This window comes from Niallia sp. FSL W8-0954, assembly GCF_038005605.1.
Lineage (GTDB): Bacteria > Bacillota > Bacilli > Bacillales > Cytobacillaceae > Niallia > Niallia circulans_A.
On sequence record NZ_JBBOTN010000001.1, the window covers coordinates 3,060,153 to 3,076,850 of the forward strand.

General features: G+C 33.1%; 18 protein-coding genes. 3 read left to right on the plus strand and 15 right to left on the minus strand.

Annotation, left to right across the window (positions count from 1 at the left end; translation table 11 throughout):
* The first annotated feature begins 28 nt into the window (after positions 1 to 28).
* Positions 29 to 388 (plus strand): hypothetical protein, encoded by a 360-nt coding sequence (locus NX902_RS15145; protein ID WP_341160819.1) that lies wholly within the window; start codon positions 29 to 31, stop codon positions 386 to 388.
* 53 nt (positions 389 to 441) lie between these two features.
* On the opposite strand, the gene NX902_RS15150 is transcribed toward NX902_RS15145, so the two are convergent.
* Both NX902_RS15150 and NX902_RS15155 read right to left on the minus strand, forming a co-directional pair.
* The gene (locus tag NX902_RS15150; protein WP_341160820.1) at positions 442 to 720 is read right to left on the minus strand and encodes a hypothetical protein; all 279 of its coding nucleotides are present in this window, start codon (positions 718 to 720) and stop codon (positions 442 to 444) included.
* Positions 721 to 1,749: 1,029 nt separating this feature from the next.
* The gene (locus NX902_RS15155) at positions 1,750 to 2,307 is read right to left on the minus strand and encodes a CPBP family intramembrane glutamic endopeptidase (RefSeq protein ID WP_095334194.1); all 558 of its coding nucleotides are present in this window, start codon (positions 2,305 to 2,307) and stop codon (positions 1,750 to 1,752) included.
* 508 nt (positions 2,308 to 2,815) lie between these two features.
* Here NX902_RS15155 and NX902_RS15160 point away from each other — a divergent pair.
* A complete protein-coding gene (locus tag NX902_RS15160) occupies positions 2,816 to 3,388 on the plus strand; it encodes a hypothetical protein (RefSeq protein ID WP_095334196.1) in 573 nt (190 codons plus the stop codon).
* A gap of 51 nt (positions 3,389 to 3,439) precedes the next feature.
* Positions 3,440 to 3,703, plus strand: coding sequence for a hypothetical protein (locus tag NX902_RS15165; protein ID WP_123259138.1), 264 nt, complete (start codon positions 3,440 to 3,442; stop codon positions 3,701 to 3,703).
* 1,311 nt (positions 3,704 to 5,014) lie between these two features.
* On the opposite strand, the gene NX902_RS15170 is transcribed toward NX902_RS15165, so the two are convergent.
* The 13 genes from NX902_RS15170 to NX902_RS15230 form a co-directional block, all read right to left on the minus strand.
* Entirely contained in the window at positions 5,015 to 6,379 is a 1,365-nt protein-coding gene (locus NX902_RS15170; protein ID WP_095334197.1) for an MFS transporter, read from the minus strand.
* A gap of 110 nt (positions 6,380 to 6,489) precedes the next feature.
* Positions 6,490 to 7,245: a 2-dehydro-3-deoxy-D-gluconate 5-dehydrogenase KduD gene (gene kduD, locus NX902_RS15175; RefSeq protein WP_095322430.1), complete on the minus strand. Its 756-nt coding sequence runs from the start codon at positions 7,243 to 7,245 to the stop codon at positions 6,490 to 6,492.
* 13 nt (positions 7,246 to 7,258) lie between these two features.
* Positions 7,259 to 8,269 carry a zinc-dependent alcohol dehydrogenase gene (locus NX902_RS15180; RefSeq protein ID WP_341160821.1) on the minus strand — a complete coding sequence of 337 codons (1,011 nt, stop codon included), beginning with the start codon at positions 8,267 to 8,269 and terminating at the stop codon, positions 7,259 to 7,261.
* Positions 8,270 to 8,461: 192 nt separating this feature from the next.
* The gene (locus NX902_RS15185) at positions 8,462 to 9,715 is read right to left on the minus strand and encodes an enolase C-terminal domain-like protein (RefSeq protein ID WP_095334200.1); all 1,254 of its coding nucleotides are present in this window, start codon (positions 9,713 to 9,715) and stop codon (positions 8,462 to 8,464) included.
* A gap of 101 nt (positions 9,716 to 9,816) precedes the next feature.
* Complete coding sequence (locus NX902_RS15190) at positions 9,817 to 10,521, minus strand: FadR/GntR family transcriptional regulator (RefSeq protein WP_095334201.1); 705 nt, start codon at positions 10,519 to 10,521, stop codon at positions 9,817 to 9,819.
* A 380-nt stretch (positions 10,522 to 10,901) separates the two neighbouring features.
* Positions 10,902 to 11,375, minus strand: a complete 474-nt coding sequence (locus NX902_RS15195) for a hypothetical protein (RefSeq protein ID WP_341160822.1) — start codon at positions 11,373 to 11,375, stop codon at positions 10,902 to 10,904.
* A gap of 144 nt (positions 11,376 to 11,519) precedes the next feature.
* Entirely contained in the window at positions 11,520 to 12,227 is a 708-nt protein-coding gene (locus NX902_RS15200; RefSeq protein ID WP_249937853.1) for an alpha/beta hydrolase family protein, read from the minus strand.
* A gap of 28 nt (positions 12,228 to 12,255) precedes the next feature.
* Positions 12,256 to 12,798 (minus strand): DUF4269 domain-containing protein, encoded by a 543-nt coding sequence (locus NX902_RS15205; RefSeq protein ID WP_123257879.1) that lies wholly within the window; start codon positions 12,796 to 12,798, stop codon positions 12,256 to 12,258.
* A 2-nt stretch (positions 12,799 to 12,800) separates the two neighbouring features.
* On the minus strand, positions 12,801 to 13,655 hold the full coding sequence (locus NX902_RS15210; RefSeq protein WP_123257880.1) for a DUF2785 domain-containing protein: 855 nt from the start codon (positions 13,653 to 13,655) through the stop codon (positions 12,801 to 12,803).
* A gap of 42 nt (positions 13,656 to 13,697) precedes the next feature.
* Positions 13,698 to 14,099 (minus strand): GNAT family N-acetyltransferase, encoded by a 402-nt coding sequence (locus NX902_RS15215; protein WP_123257881.1) that lies wholly within the window; start codon positions 14,097 to 14,099, stop codon positions 13,698 to 13,700.
* A 412-nt stretch (positions 14,100 to 14,511) separates the two neighbouring features.
* Positions 14,512 to 15,225 carry a DUF4367 domain-containing protein gene (locus NX902_RS15220; protein ID WP_341160823.1) on the minus strand — a complete coding sequence of 238 codons (714 nt, stop codon included), beginning with the start codon at positions 15,223 to 15,225 and terminating at the stop codon, positions 14,512 to 14,514.
* Positions 15,209 to 15,736 (minus strand): RNA polymerase sigma factor, encoded by a 528-nt coding sequence (locus NX902_RS15225; protein ID WP_341160824.1) that lies wholly within the window; start codon positions 15,734 to 15,736, stop codon positions 15,209 to 15,211. The genes NX902_RS15220 and NX902_RS15225 overlap by 17 nt, the downstream gene beginning before the upstream one ends.
* A 130-nt stretch (positions 15,737 to 15,866) precedes the next feature.
* Positions 15,867 to 16,628 carry a GNAT family N-acetyltransferase gene (locus NX902_RS15230; RefSeq protein WP_095334204.1) on the minus strand — a complete coding sequence of 254 codons (762 nt, stop codon included), beginning with the start codon at positions 16,626 to 16,628 and terminating at the stop codon, positions 15,867 to 15,869.
* Positions 16,629 to 16,698 lie beyond the last annotated feature (70 nt).

Consider the following 16,698-nt stretch of genomic DNA (forward strand, 5'->3'; position numbering starts at 1 on the left):
AAGTATACATATAATGTTTTATCCTGTCATGTTTTCAAAAAATGAATTTATGAAAAGCAAATCTGAAAGGAGTATGAATGTGCATCAGAATATCAGAGAAAAACAAAGCAATAAAAGTAGCTTTTTAGGTGTACTGTCAATTCTTTTTCCTATTGTCCTTGGACTATTGATTCTTAATTTTTTTACAGACATCATTCCGTTGGAAAAGATTCAAGGATTACCTGTGCTTATGCCGCTTTTTGTGTGTCCTATTGGAGCAGTCATCGGCTTTTTAGGGTATAAACGGAGTAGAGATACCCTATCATTAGTAGGTATAATTGCCAATGTAGTATTGTTTTTGTTCCCTGTTTTTTACCACATACTAGGCACGCTTATAATGGGAAATTAATATAAATTTACGAAAACCACTTGAAGTTTAGTGGTTTTTATTTGCTTTTTTGTTCAGCCTAACCCACTAACCTTATCTCCATTTGCATTAAACATAGTAGTGACAGAATGATGTTTATATAAGGGAAACTGATGAAGCCACATATAGCCATCATCAAGGATACACACAGCTTTCTGATCATACCTTTTTGTTACTGACTCCACTACCTTCATTGAATGAAAGAGCGCCAAATATCCTGTAAACTCTTCTGTCTTCATAAACGTTTGAGCATATTGCTTTTCTACTATCCGTTTCCAGTTTTTATGGTTACCAAATTTTCTTTTTACTTGCATATACACCCATCCTAATTCAACAAGATATCTGAAACCAATCTGTCTCTTTCGGAAAATCATCTCTACTTAACGTAGTCTAGGCTTTTTTGTCCTTTACATAGGGTATATTTTAGACTATGGAAGATTGTACTTATGTACATTGCCATAGAATTCTTGTGGACTTCCTGTTGTTTTTTCACTTGTAACCTTACATAATAAAAACAAGAAATATGGTCAAGGCATTTCAGCCAAAAAATATACTGATACGAAACCTAACTATAATTTATTATCTCTATAAAGATCAGAAAGTAAAACTATTAGAAGAAATACTAGATAATGCGGCTCTTGATATATTTATTAATATGATTTTAGAAATTTAATTTCTCGTGATTAATTCTTAGGAAAATTAAATCATTCGACCAGAATATTACACTACTAGAGATGATCATATAGTAAAAATTTTGGTCTAAGTAAAATTTGGGATTTAGATCGGTAGCAATCGGAAAGAAAATCAAATTAACTATAAAACCTACTATAAAAAATAATACAAAATTTTTAATATAGGAATTATTTAGGGACTTTCTAAAGAGAAACTGAATTGGCGCTCCTATTACTAGATAGATTAAACTAAAAATAGTGAAAAATAACATGAATGAAGCTAAATCAAAAGAGTCGAAAAAGGAAAATGGAACCGAGTTAATAAAGTAAAACAAAAAAAGAGCAAGAAAAAAAGCTGAAGAAACAGAACAAATTAATAGCCTGATAAAAAAGTTGTTTGTTAATTTCATGATAAACATAGTACCTCCTCCTAATATTAGTTGGCTATACCAATATATAAATAGGTTTGTGATGAAAATTTTTAAAAATAACGGGAGGAAAAAAATGTATAAAAAAAGATTATTTTCACTTCAATTATAGCCTTAGGATTTACTATGTCTCTCTTGATTATTAGCGCAGACGCAGATATAACTGTTAGAACAAATAGGTGAACTTAGAGTTAAGCCCTAAAGAGAACGAATACTATAAAATATAAAATGACAATCGCGCCCGTTAGTAGAACAGTGATACTAACAAATTATATAAAGAGTGAACAATAATTACTGACCAAAGTGAGTTACTCTTTTTATATATAAATCCCAATATAATACCTAAAACAAAGGTCGTTGTTATGCCATTTAAAAGATATGAAAACTCGAATAGGTCTTTATAAAACCAAATCGGGAAATGAATTGATACAAAGAGCAAAGCTGTAATTGTGTTTGCTATCCAGAATTTATAAGAATCCATTAATTTTCTTAGTAAAAAACCTCTAAACACAATTTCTTCAGTAATTCCCACCAACAGAACTATATTAAGCCACTCATGCAACCCCATTTGAAAATCAATATTACTTTTTAAAACGATAAAATTTAAAATTACAAAATAAGATATGAAAACTAAAGACACCCAACATACCCATTTTAACCCCTTTTTAAAATTGTAACGTAAGCCTAAATAGGATAACGGATTATGTTTCTCCATAACTTTAACCAAAAATATAACAGGAGTGACCCAAATGGCTATTTTGATAACTGCTGATGTTATAGCCCTTGGTATGGACTCCATCATGTCTAAGTATTGGACTAACCATAATTCTCTCACACACCAAAGAACAAAAAAGATAATGAAAAATACCCAAATATAATTTTTATTTGTTTTTACTAAAATTTGTGACTCCCCCTTTTTTTATACAACAATCTGGCCCGATTGCGGAACAAAGAACTACTATACAAAATAGATATTTTTATCAAACTTTATTTTAAATAATCGAACTTTGTTTTAAATGATCAATCTTTTTATAAACCTACAAAAAGAAACATTCTTTATTAATTAATAATAATACCAGTACATACGATAAAAAGAATCTATTTAATTATCAATTTAGGAAGGATAGGTACACTTCTTTCCTCCTTTTTTTTATTTAGATTGCGACATAGTATATTTTTATTCTTATATCATAATAAGTTAAATTTAATATCAAATGAACATAATCAAAATTTTCTGTATACTCAGAAAAATAGGTGTGTTATCCTTAAAATGGAATCAAAATACCAAAAATCATGTGGGAGGTAATATAGTGAAAATAATAAAATCCGGAATATTAGCAGTTTTGTTACTTCTATTCACTAATACTGGTATAGGAAATGCAGAAGAGTACCAGGGTGGTGGTTTTTCTGAGAATGAGATAATTAAAGAAGGATCAAATGAAATTATTAGTGATTTAGAAGTTGAAGATAGACCTAACAATCTGAGTAGCCCTGATGCTGCAATTTCTTTAGGACCACCTAGTTGTAATAGAACTCATTCACATAATGTTGCCACTGTAACAATGCAAGTTAAAAATCTCACAGGTAGTTATAGATCTTTAATGTGGGGGTTTCATTTAACTTCTTCAGCTAGATCATTTTTGGGTCCAATTGTAGTAGTTAAAATGCCCTCTGCAGCAGTAAACGGTAAAGCTATAAACACACCATATGAACCTCATTCCGAAGGAGCATCATATAATTTTCATGGAAGCATGAAAAATTATCAAATTAAGGGTCAAAGTTATCCACTCAAAAAAGGTGATATAGTTAATCTTTCTTGGCATATAACGGGTACAAATCCGGAAAGATATGGTTATCGATATTTAACTTGCAAAATGCCCTAAAGAATAAACCGAAACATAAGAAATAAAGAAATGAGGTTGTAAATGATGGAGATAGAATGGAAAAAAGAAAGTATTATTTTTGAAACTTTAAGAGAATCAGAGGTATGGGCTGATTCTATAGCAAACGAAATACATGGTAGAACAATAAATGGGTATATTACACCAGATTATAAAATAGCATATGCTCTTTCATTTTTCCTAGCTTCTAATCCTGATTATGTTGTTCATACAGAAAAAAGTTTCAATATTCGTCCAGGATTAAAGGTAGAGGATTCATTTATTTATAAAGTTTGGGTAACATTTAATAGTAAATAAATCATATATGAGTATGATTTACACATACTGAAAACTTCCACATGTCAGCAAAAAATTTAGATTTTCTTTCACTCATTTATTTTTGACGCTATATTTTTCAATGTTGTTTACTTCATTGAAAATACATTTTCAAAAACTTCTTAGATAATTAAATAGTACATTACTACTTATATCCTACATAATGACATGGATTTGTATTATCTTATGTTGAGAAGAAACTCACAATTGGATTTATTTTCTCTGTTTTCGAGTTTCTTCTCTTTAAAGCATCTAAATTTCCTCGTTCGTAATATCTCTTGGTTTCTATTTTAGTTTTTCTGCTAATAGTTAGTGTTCTTCTTTGCAAACGATATTTAGTTATACAAAACTTAGAAAAACAGTGAAAAGTTAAGTAATAAAATTTTGCAAATTTTGTTGCTCCGCAAGTACTTCTCACTGCGATTATAAATCTATGGGTGGAGGGTAGAAATATAATGAGATTTATCAACCTCATTGTATTAAAAAAATTATAGAATTCATGCTATTCTCTATGTTTGCATTTCATATGTGTCTTCGTTACAAGTTAAGCAGATTCCATTAGCAACAGGTTTCATCCTTTAAAGGTCATCCTTGCAGAGAGTTCAATAGCCGAGATTTTAGATTGGCAAGGAATGTAATTAACTATACATCCTCCAATTTGACAATAGGAAGTTTGAACAATCTATCCTAATTCCTCATCGTATAAAACATCAAAGACATATTGTTTTGATTCAATTATCAACTAAGTTTGATTCTCTATTCTTACTATTATGAACAACATCCCCTTCTTGAAACATCCCATTTTGAGCGTCAATAACTAGCTGTGCTTTCTTCATCATTCTCTCCCCTAAAAAACTCTTTCTGTAAATTTATCAATATAATTAATACTATTCTCCTACTAGTTAATAAAAAAAGAACCTCTCTTTCATAGAAGAAGGTCCTTATAAATTATGAGTAATTCAATTCAGACAACACTTTCATATTGTAACTAACTTTTATATTCTATAGAGTTTTGTAAATTCCTTCTCCCATAACAAACCTCATTTGTTTTATAAGACACGCTTATTTTTTAGTGTGAAGAAGAAATAACTTCTTAGAATTTTTTATTCAGTGAAATTTGCACTGACAACTGTTACTATTCCTGATATTTTTTCATTGCTTAATTATTTGTTATTAATTAGAAAAACTATCCCGATATATATAATAATCGAATAGAATCCAATAAGTTTTAATTCTTCTAATCCCACTATATTGATAACCCTTTCAAAAATAGGGTTATTTTGCATTAAGTTCCTATTTAGCAGAATTGCTTAATTCAACACGTTTAATTTCTCCAACAATAAATAAGTAACTAATCATAGCAACTATTGCATTAATTCCAACAAAAACCAACGCACCATTATAGGAACCTGTTGCAGCAATGATGTAACCTATAATGATAGGTGTTGTAATCCCTGAAATATTTCCAAAAGTGTTAAATAAGCCTCCACTTATCCCTCCAATTTCTTTTGGAGAACAGTCAGCCATTACAGCCCAGCCTAATTGTCCAAATCCTTTACCAAAGAAAGCTAAGGCCATAATCCCTACAACTAGCCATTCTGCATCAGTATAATTACAAATAATCATACTTGCTGAAAGAATCATACCAATAATTATAGGAGTTTTACGGGCAAAAGTAAGAGATTTACCTTTTCTTAATAAATAATCAGAGTAGACCCCTCCTAAAATTCCACCTAAAAAGCCACTAAGTCCAGGTAATGTCGCAACAAATCCTGCTTCAAGGATAGACATCCCTCGTTCTTGAATCAAATAAACAGGAAACCAAGTCATGAAGAAGTAAGTAAGTGTTGAAATACAATACTGCCCAATATATACTCCTACTAACATACGACTTTTCAGTAACTGTTTAATATGTGACCAATTGATGCCACTGACTTCTTTATTGGCTCCCTTCTCCATCATCTCTAGTATCCCGCCGCCCTGCTCTATATAGTTCAGTTCTGCCTGATTAACATGCGGATGATTTTTCGGATTATGGATTACTTTTAACCAAACTAAAGCAATCATTATACCTAATGCGCCCATGATAATAAAAACGTATTCCCAACCAAACGATTGTGTTATCCAGGACATAAATGGGTTAAAAATAATTATAGCAAGAAACGCTGAGGCACTAAAAATAGCTGATGCAGTTGCACGTTCATTATCAGGGAACCAAGATGCAGCTACTTGACTATTTCCAGGAAAAGAAGGTGCTTCAGTTAGCCCCACAATAAATCTTAGAATAAATAGCATTACTATGGCAGTACTAGCATTAAAAAATCCAACAAACCCTTGTAATAAAGTAAAGGTTGACCAAAGAAATAGACTCCAAAAAAGAACTTTTTTTGTTCCAAACTTATCTAAAATCCAACCTCCTGGAATTTGACCAAGAGCATAAGCCCAACTAAATGCAGAGAAAATATACCCCATTGTTATAGCACTAATCCCTAAATCACTTTGTAAAGGTGAGGCAGCTATTGAAATTGTTGCCCGATCTGCATAGTTAATAGTGGTGACTAAAAAACACATAGATACAATCATCCAGCGAATATTCGTTTTTTTCATTGCTGGTGCTGGAATAAAATCTTTTATAGAATTATTTCTTTCTAAACTCATACTAGTCTCCCCCTTTTTCCCCTTTATGGTAATCATTCTTTATGACAATAAAGTCATAACCACTTTAGACTAGTTAAACAAGACATGATGAAATTTTAAAGCTATTTTAATTAACGGCCCAACCATCCGCCATCAACTGCAAGCAGATGACCATGCACATAATTGGCTGCATCAGATGCTAGAAATACAGCGGGACCTTTGAAGTCTTCTGGGTTTCCCCATCGACCAGCAGGTATTCTTTCTGTGATTTGTCTACTGCGTACAGGATCATTGATTAAAGCAGTATTCATTTCTGTAGCAATATAACCTGGAACAATGGCATTCACATTTACACCTTGTGATGACCACTCATTTGCAAGAGCCTTTGTAAGTTGACCCACTGCCCCTTTAGCAGAAGCATAGGCTGGAACAAACAGACCACCTTGAAACGAAGCAAGAGATGCGATATTAATAATTTTCCCACTGTTTTTTTCAACCATATGTCTTCCTGCTTGTTGGCAAAGAATCCAAACTGCCTTTAAATTCACATTTAATACATCGTCCCAATCCTGTTCAGAGAAATCTACTGCAGGTGAACGTCTTTGAATCCCAGCATTATTTACAAGGATATCAACTGAGCCCATAGTCTCAATGGCTTTTGGAATTGCTTGCTTTACTTCATTCAGATTCATGAGATCACATTGAATAATTTTACAACGAACACCTAATGCTTTTATTTTCTCTTCAGTGGATGTATCATCACTTCGTTGTAAAAGCACAATATCTGCACCAGCTTCTGCCAGTCCAATAGCAATCCCTTGACCAATTCCCCGAGTAGCTCCTGAAACAACTGCTACTTTTCCTGATAAATCAAACGCTTGCGTCATCTTCACCAACTCCTTATGGTTTAAATAAAATTTTTAATGATTCATCTGGTTTTTCCATTAAATCAAAACCTTGTTTTATGTCCTCTAATGGAAGGACATGAGAGACTAATGGATTAAGATCTATATTACGCTGGCCAAGTAACTCAATAGCTTTTGTAAAGTCATCTGAACTATAGCACCTTGTTGTCTTAAGTGAGATTTCTCTAAAATGCATACTTGCAAGATTAATAGTAGGGGGCTTTTTATAAACACTAACAACTGTGATTTCCCCTTGATACTTGATACAATCAATCATTTGATTAGCTGTAATTTGATTTCCAGCTACTTCAAATACCACATCTGCTCCTACACCATTTGTTGAATCTTTAACTATTTGAACAATATCCATGGTTTTTGCATCTATGCCCTCATAGCCCATATCTCTGGCAATCTTTAGACGCATCGTACTTACATCAGAAATGAATATCTTTCCTGCTCCTGCACGTTCCGCAATAAGAGCAATAAGCAAACCAATGGGTCCGGCACCCAGAATTGCTATCGTGTCTCCGACTTTCATATTTGAACGTCTAACAGTATGTATCGCAACAGTCAAAGGCTCAAGCATAGCCGCTTCTTTCTCTGTAACTCCATCCGGTAGTACTCTTAGTCTGTTAATCGGAATAGTAGTATACTCAGCAAAGCCACCATCTTGATCAATCCCTATATATCGCAATTTTTCGCAAACATGCATTTGGCCATTAGTACAAGCTGCACATTTTCCGCAGCTTAAAAGTGGCTCAACGGTTACTTTATCCCCTTTTTTTATCTGTTCATTTTCCACAACTTCCTCCACTACACCGCTAAACTCATGTCCTAATATTAGTGGTGCTTTTGCTCTTGGATGTAATCCATGATAAATCATCATATCCGTTCCACATATTCCCGCATAAGATACCTTGATTAAGGCCTCCCCCTCCTTAGGAGTTGGTATCTCTCTTTCTATCATTTCTACTTGCATAGAGTTTACATAAGCTCCTACTTTCATTAGAAATCACTCCTTTTCATCTATAAATATCCATTATTAAACCGATACTATTTCTATGATACCAAGAGCCTCATACTTACCAACCCTCCTAAAATAGTTTCATTACGACAATAAGATATCCACCTTTGAACCGCCTTATGATTCTAGCAAAGCTTTACACTGTTGACTCATACTTAATTAAAGAAAATCATATTATGGTCTTACAGCAGTTCCATCTGGTATACGTGCTAAAGTCCAGGACGGTATTCCACCTGCAACGGGAAATTTCTTTGCTTTTTCTTCGTCAATGTCTATTCCTAATCCAGGTTTTTCATTTACATAAGCAAAGCCATTTTCTTCTTGTGGGCACCCCGGAAAAACTTCTTCCAACGCATTATTGAATGGAGTCCATTCTTGAATGCCCAAGTTAGGTGTACTTAAATCTAAATGAAGATTAGCTGCTACTCCTACAGGTGAAATATCACCTGGTCCATGCCAAGCAGTACGTACCCCGTATAGTTCACTAAAAGTGGCTAGTTTCTTAGCTGGTGTAATACCGCCAATCGAACTAACATGACATCTAATAAAATCGATTTGCTGATTAGCAATTAAACTTTTCCACTCATTCACATTCGTGAATAATTCTCCCATTGCTATTGGGGTAGACGTCTGTTGTCTAATCATTTTCAACCATTCAATATTCTCAGGTGCAACGGGATCCTCTAGGAAAAAGAGATGATAAGGTTCCAATTTTTTTGCTAATCTTACAGCTTCAATTGCTGGAAGTCTTTCGTGAATATCATGGATAAATTCCATATTGTATCCGATCTTAGAGCGCAGATGATCAAATAGTTTTTCTATACTTTTCGAGTATGCTTCTGGATCAAAATAACATCCGGCTAATGATGTTTTAGGTGATCGTTTTGGAACTATTTTGTTAGATTTCTCATAAACAGTGGCTATTAACCTTGTATCAGTGGTTCCACTCCCACCATACATGCCCATCTGACAACGAGCATACTGATAACCCTCTTCCATAAGGGCTATGATGTTTTCCTCCACTGCCACTTCATCTGGACCGTCAGCATGTCGATAGAGAGGAATTCCATCCCGGCACTTACCTCCTAATAATTGATAGACTGGTAAATTTGCCAATTTTCCTTTAATATCCCAAAGAGCCATATCGACCCCAGAAAGTGCATTATTCATAATTGGGCCGTTCCTCCAGTATCCGCTTACATTTGCAGACTGCCAAATATCTTCAATTCTTCTTGGATCTTTCCCAATAAGAAATGGTTTAAGATAATCCTCAACAGCTGATTTTACGGCAAATATTCTTTGAGTAAAGGTTGCACACCCTAGTCCATATAATTCTGGTTCGTTTGTTTCAACCTTTACAACAACTAGATCGATTCCTCCAGGTGCAGTTAGTATTACTTTTACATCACGAATTTCTAAGTGATTCATTTCATTGCTCCTTCCTAATTTTTGAATTAAAATATCATCAACTCGTTAGTTGTCCTACAAGTTTGGCAGGAAAAATAATTACCTCTATCAAAAGAGGTGAATTATTTTCTTGAACTCTTTATTTTTTTTATAATTTCAATATTACTTTCCATGGATTTACTAAGACTAGTTTTAGCAGATTCTGCATCTCTATTTTGAATAGCTCGAAAGATTTGCAAATGTGCTTCAATACTATCTAAAGTAATCCCAATCACTCTATTTAACTCTTCTAAATAATAATAATAGAAATCTCTAATTGAATGCATCACTCTATAAAAAACGATATTGTTTGACGCTTTAGCTATAGCTAAATGAAAATTAAAGTCTATTTCCGAATATTTCTTATAGTCATCTCTATATCGAAACATATCATTTAGAATCTCTTCAATATTATCAATATCTTCTTTTGTTGCATTCTGTACAGCTAATTCTAAACATTTGAATTCAATGGTTTGGCGAAATACCATCATGTCAAAAAATTCTTCTTCGCTAAGATGCATTACCGGAACAAAATCATTGATGCTTTTTCCATTAATATCATCTGATACGAAAGTTCCCTTTCCTTGATATGTAACAACAATTCCTAAATCCCTCAAACGCTGTATGGCGCTTCTAATACTCACTCTGCTTACATTAAACAATTTCTGTAATTGCGTTTCGGAAGGAATTTTACTTCCTGGTTGCCAAGTACCGTTAATAATATGTTCTTTTAATTGTTCATAAACTGAATTAACAATATTTTTTTTATCAATGGAATTAAGTCCCATTCTTTTTCCCTCTCTTGTCTCATGTCCTACAAGTTATGAAATTATATTATCATAGACCTTTAAAAATGTAAATGCTTTCATACGATATTACCTAATATTATATTCTTCATTAATTACTCCCTAAGTTTTTCCTAATATTTGAATATTAGTACTGTTTCGAATTCTGCTATAAAAAAGTTAACTAAAAGCGATGCTATCAATAAATACAAAAGCCATTTTTCATAATAAATATATGTAAAACCAACTTTGATATCAGTGAAAACACTACTCGATACACCGTCACGTTCTCTTTTCTGATATTCATAGACAATAAACCATACTTGCATTTTTAAAAGTTAACACTAAATTATTATTATTAAAAGATATTTGCTTTAAGTCTGTTAAAAAAATTTCAATTGATACTCTAAGGTTGAATACATCATCTTATTCACTTCAACTTGCAAATCAAAATAATTTAACTTTATATCAGCTAAGCTTTCAATCTTCATAATTAACTGAATAAATTTAAAGGATCCACCTCTATTTGCATTTAATGGTAGGTCTGCATATTCTTGATATCTTTCTTTTATTATATGGATATCCTCGTCTATGACTGTATTAAATCCTTTCTCCCATAATGACGCAGGAGGATTGTCGTCTTGTTCAAAGACAGGAAAAATATCTAGTATTTTCTCCTTTTCCATCATTAGATCACAAGGCAAGGTTTGTTTATTCGTTAAGAGAGGGAACATTCTTGGAGAAACATAAGGAGTTACTATTTTTTGACAATCGACTTCATCAGTCCATAGCATAGCTGTTTCCAATGTCCTTACTAAGGGGCTAATAAACACAATATCCTGAGTGGCTAAAGGCAAACGTTCCTTTAGCTTATTAGCTTGACCCCTCCCCTTTTTTGTGAGAGAAGGATTTCTTTTTTGTAAACTAGCAGGAAGTTAAGTGTATGTTCTCCCTCTTAATGTCGTATAAATATTAAGTCCATCCTATCCCCTCAGCCTTTTTTAAATTTCCTTTAACCAAGCAATAAGTTTCTCTACCATTTCCGGTGTAAATGCATGATTCACTTTTTTAAAAATTTCCCACTCCACATTGGTTCGTCCCTTCTCCTGGCTAAGATACTTATAGTGATTTTCTTGACCCTCGATTGGAATTATCGTATCACTATCTCCATGCATAAGAAGAACTGGTGATAGACTCCTCGTTGTGCTTATTGGATCGTATTTCTTTATTAGCTCCTCTTCTTCTTGAGACATCTCTTCTCTATCATCTCGTATTCGAAATAATTTTTCTGTAAGGAGGAAGGAACCCGATCCATTGATATTTGCTAAGCCTCTTATGTCAGGCTCTCTCGCAAAAATACCATTGGCTATAAATCCCCCCATTGAATTGCCTATTAATAGGATACTGTTTTTCTTTACACCTACTACGCTTAAAAACTCATTAAATTCATCAATAGTATGGAAAATAGTATCCCAAAAGTACTGCTGAGTAATGTTGTAACCAAAGTGATCTTCTATAGGAAATCTTTCATCGTGATATAGGATGTCAGGAATTAATACGCCATATCCTTCTTGAGCCACTTTTTCGGCCAACTCTATGTATCCCTTCGCTGTTCCACCCCAACCATGATATAAGATTACAATTTTGTCTTTATTATGAATATTTTTTGAATGATAAAACTTCCATTCACCGATTATTTTTCTTTTCACTGTTGTCCCTTCCTTTTTCTACTGATACTTAAATGAATCTCTTTTCTTTCCCATATTCAATCAGCGCCTGATAAGGATCACCTTTTAACCCTAGAACCTGACAAAAAGCTGGCTCTGTTTTATAACCTTGTTTCTTTCGTATAAGTACTTCTTCTTTTATGGATGGATTTATCCTTAAAACGGCGTGTTCAATTATCATATGGAGATACGCATATTGCTGCTTAACCGGGATAGGCTGACCAAACAATTCAAATTCAAAACCATCAAAATAGAAATTTACTTTGATTATTTCCACTTCTCTAATCATTAATCTTTTTAGACGAAAATGATTCATTTTTCCAAAATAATCGATGACAATCTGGCTAAAAATTTCAAATTCGTAGACTTCCATTATAATATCTAAGTCGGAAGACTCTATATCCACTCCAATTGGAATGGTTCCGCAAAGAATTGGCTTATAAGAATGTAAAATTTCATTTATTTTTAATTTCTTCAATGCTAAATATGCTTGCTGCTGTTTAGCACTACCTCCCTGTAAATAATCTGGCGTATCAAATAGTGTCCAGTCCATCGTTAATAAATCTCCTTTATAGCATGGAGTACGACTGACTGTAGAGAAGATAAGGAAGGTTTATCTATTATTGTCAGCGATAAACTTTTTAAGAAATTTTTGTAATTTGCTACCAAAAACCAATAATTTACTTCCTCTAATTCATTCTTATCTTTCTCTAACTCCTTCCTCCTATTTTTTATCCAAGATTCCAACACTGACTTCTCTAACCCGTTATCTGCCATTTGTACAATGGGAATAATCATGCGCCCTTCTTCATCATGAATATAAACACTTTCCGCCTGATAGATTTTACCCAAAATCGCCCTCACTATTTCCGGATAATTACTTTGCTTCATTTTTGTATTTTTGACAAGTTCATCGAAAGCATCAGCTACATGTGCCATACTATGGGCCCATCCTTTTTCTCTAACATATCCCCTTACATCTTTTTCAAGATTTACATAGCTAATCAACTTATCTTTCACTTCAAGAACCTTTGCCCTTGATAAGAAATTATCGCGATTATCTTGATAAAGTATAAGTGCTATTAATAAAGAGGTGAAAGAACGAGTGAAAACAGAATCTGTATTCTTTTCGCCAATTCCTTTAAATAAAAATTGATCCCTTATACAAATATCTAATATTTCAGTTAACAGATCGTTATCTAGTTTGGATTCCAATATAAACTGACAAAATGTTTGATAAATCAAGTTATCTCTTAACTCGCTATCAGGGGAGCCAATATGTTTAAGCATGGACAGGATGACTTTCTGTTTTGTTTTTTCGTCCGATGCTATCTCTTTCATTTTTTTATTTGCTAAGAAGTACTTTAACTCTTGTTCCTTCATTGGAAATATATTTTCTATTAAATTCAAATTCTCCCTCCTATCAAAACTAGGGAAATATATGTCCCTTTTTCATCTGTTTACTTTATGCATGACAAACTGTGAGTTGCTTTTTTTGAACTCATTCTTGTTGTAAAAGGGAATTAAATCTTCCTCACAAAATAAACTGATAACATCAATATTGGATAATTCATCTACCATTTTAGCAATTAGCTTTGTGCCGATTCCTTTCCGATTAAAGGAGCTGGAAATAACGACATCCTCTATATACGCTCTAAAAATCCCATCCGTTATTGCTCTTGCAAACCCAATGAGCTTGTTCTTTTCCCATGCACCTACAGCAAATGTTTGGGATAACATTTTTTCTATATCCTTTTCCGTTCTTTCCTTCCACCATCCTGCATTTTTATATAGTTCTATCACCTCGCAAGCCTTTATTGGTTTCTCTCGCGATGTTCGTATTTCTATTTTCATGTCGTCTGCCTACTTATTTTTTATTTTATTTGTCAATTTTGTCAGCCAAGAACAATTTCCAAAATTCAAATTCATTCCATTCAACCTGTTATGATGCTTTTTTAGCATAAGCGTTTAAGATTAAAACTCGATTCGCTCCACTTCAAAATTATACCATTAAACCTCTAAATATGATTAAATTTTCAAAACCAAAAAGCAAAGTGACCTTCGATAAAAAAGGTCACTTTTTCTAAGATGAATGCTTTCTAGCAAAATATTCTTGCACTTTTTTAGCTACGACATTAGGTTTTACATCCATAACAACAGAACCCCTATTTCTCAACGTATTAACTCTCCCTTATTTTTACCATTCGGATTTTCCTCGCTAGCAATAACAATTAATTTTCCAATCACAAATTTATCATTCTGTTCTTCAATAAAATTCAATCATTTCAGCAATTTTGATTAAATCTCTTACATCTTTTACACCCGAGATAGTATATTGGTATCTATCTGTTTTTAGTATTAATTTTGGCTTTTTCTCCATATCTACTAAAACAGCCTCTTGATTATTAATCGTGATCTCATATTCTTTTTTCACTACACTGTTTATTCCGTTTCCTCGCATATTATTAGGCTTTTTTTCTGTTCGGATAGAAAAATTTTGGCCATTCTTTAACGGATAATCAACATTAACTAGAATAGAATTCTTTTCTTTTCTCGCACTTATTTTTGGTTCACCGGCAACTACAATGGAAGATAGATTATTAGTATTTAGGTTATATGGTAAAGTTGCTTCTTCCGACAGGTATACGGTTGTTTTACTTTCAAGTTTAATCTGCTCCTCAGCTGTAAAAGCTACTCTTTCACCTCGGTTCGCTTCCATATCGAAAGCTGCATTTTTTGCTCCCCCTTTTTCAAATGGGAGTGATTCCATTTCCATATGAGTGAAAAGAAAGAGGATCACTGCTGCTCCTATAATTGCCACAAAAGGGAATGGTTGAAGTGCATTTTTCGTTTTCCGATTATTCTTCATCTGCTCTTTCAGCTTTAAATGCAAAGTATTCTTTCGTTCTTTATCCCAATATATATCAGCTTCTAAGTCCCTCAATTCCTCATCTAGTTGTTCCTTATATAATTTTTCCATTTAATTCTCCCTCCTTTTTTAATTCTTTCTCCAAAGCTTTCATTGCTCGAAATAAAGTTGACTTCACTTTAGCCTCTGACCATCCTAAAATCCCTGCTGTTTCTTCAATAGAGAACTCTTTTAGTTTTCTTAGAATAATGATTTCTCGATAAGTTGATTTCAAAGTACTTAACGCCTTATAAATTTCTAATGATTGTTCTCTAATTTGCAGCATCTCTTCAGGTAATGGATTCTTATCTTTATTGAATAGAAAAGCTTCTTTTAGCAGTATTACCGGCTTCTTTTTTCTAATCATATCAACGGTGAGATTATGAGCAATCCGATACAGCCACGTTTTTTCACTTGCATTCCTTTTAAATGTATCCAAGTGAATAAAAGCTTTCAAAAAAGTATCGTTTGTTAAATCTTCTGCTTGCTGATAATCTTGAATCATGATGAAAATATATTTAAAAATAGCTTCTCCAAACTTTTCATACCATTCTAGGATGATTTTATCTTTCTCATTTTCCACCATTTCCCCTCCTTTATTAAAAATTCTATGTATAGACGGATAGAGTTCTAAAAAGTTTTACTTTTTTTAAATATTTTCAAAAATAAAAAGTGGATTCCTGCAAAGAGGTCCACTTTCGGTAATTCTCTGTTTATATAAATTCCTTTATTCTTTTCATCGCAGAATGAACTGTAAGCCGGTGATAAGCGACTAATTGATTCTTAAAAATCACTCCATAAACACCATATGGAGTTGGCGATAGCTTTAATAAATCTTCACGTGTTTGGAGATGGTGAATTTCTGCCTTTATTTGTAATTTACTAGCTGCTTCTATTACATTATCGATGGCTATATCGATATATGGGCATTGCGCTGTACGGAGAATGGTTAATTGATTGTTATGACGAGTCAGTCGTTCTTCCCAATCATTCGGAAAATATGGATTTGCTGCTTCATTTATTTTGTAGACTAATAACTCGAATCCATAGGGAGCATATTCTAGTTCAGTGAAATCATTTTTTAAGAAAACTTCCTTACTTGGCGTCCAAGAGGTTGTTGGATTTGTTACCACGATAACGCCATTCTTTTTATGATCTTTTGCATCTTGAATTACCTTTTCAATTAGCTGAGTTGCATAGCCTTTACCCGTTATATTTACCCATAGACAGTGGATGATGTAGTAATTTTCCCCATATACTACTCTGGAGGAATGTTCAATGGGTGTATATTCAATAAAACCGGCGAGCTTGTCATTCTCCATTAGTTGAATATATTTCAATCCTTGTCCAAATTGATCCATTAACCATGCTTTTTTTGCTTGATAGCCTGTTGACTTCTGTTTGCTTCTTAAACAATAGCAGCCATTTGCTTGTATATTTTCTGAGGTTAATTCAATCAGCTCTATTTTATTCAAAATGTTTCTCCACTCCCCATCTCAAAATGTTCACTCATTTCTGCCAAAACTTCGAATTTTAGAAACGATG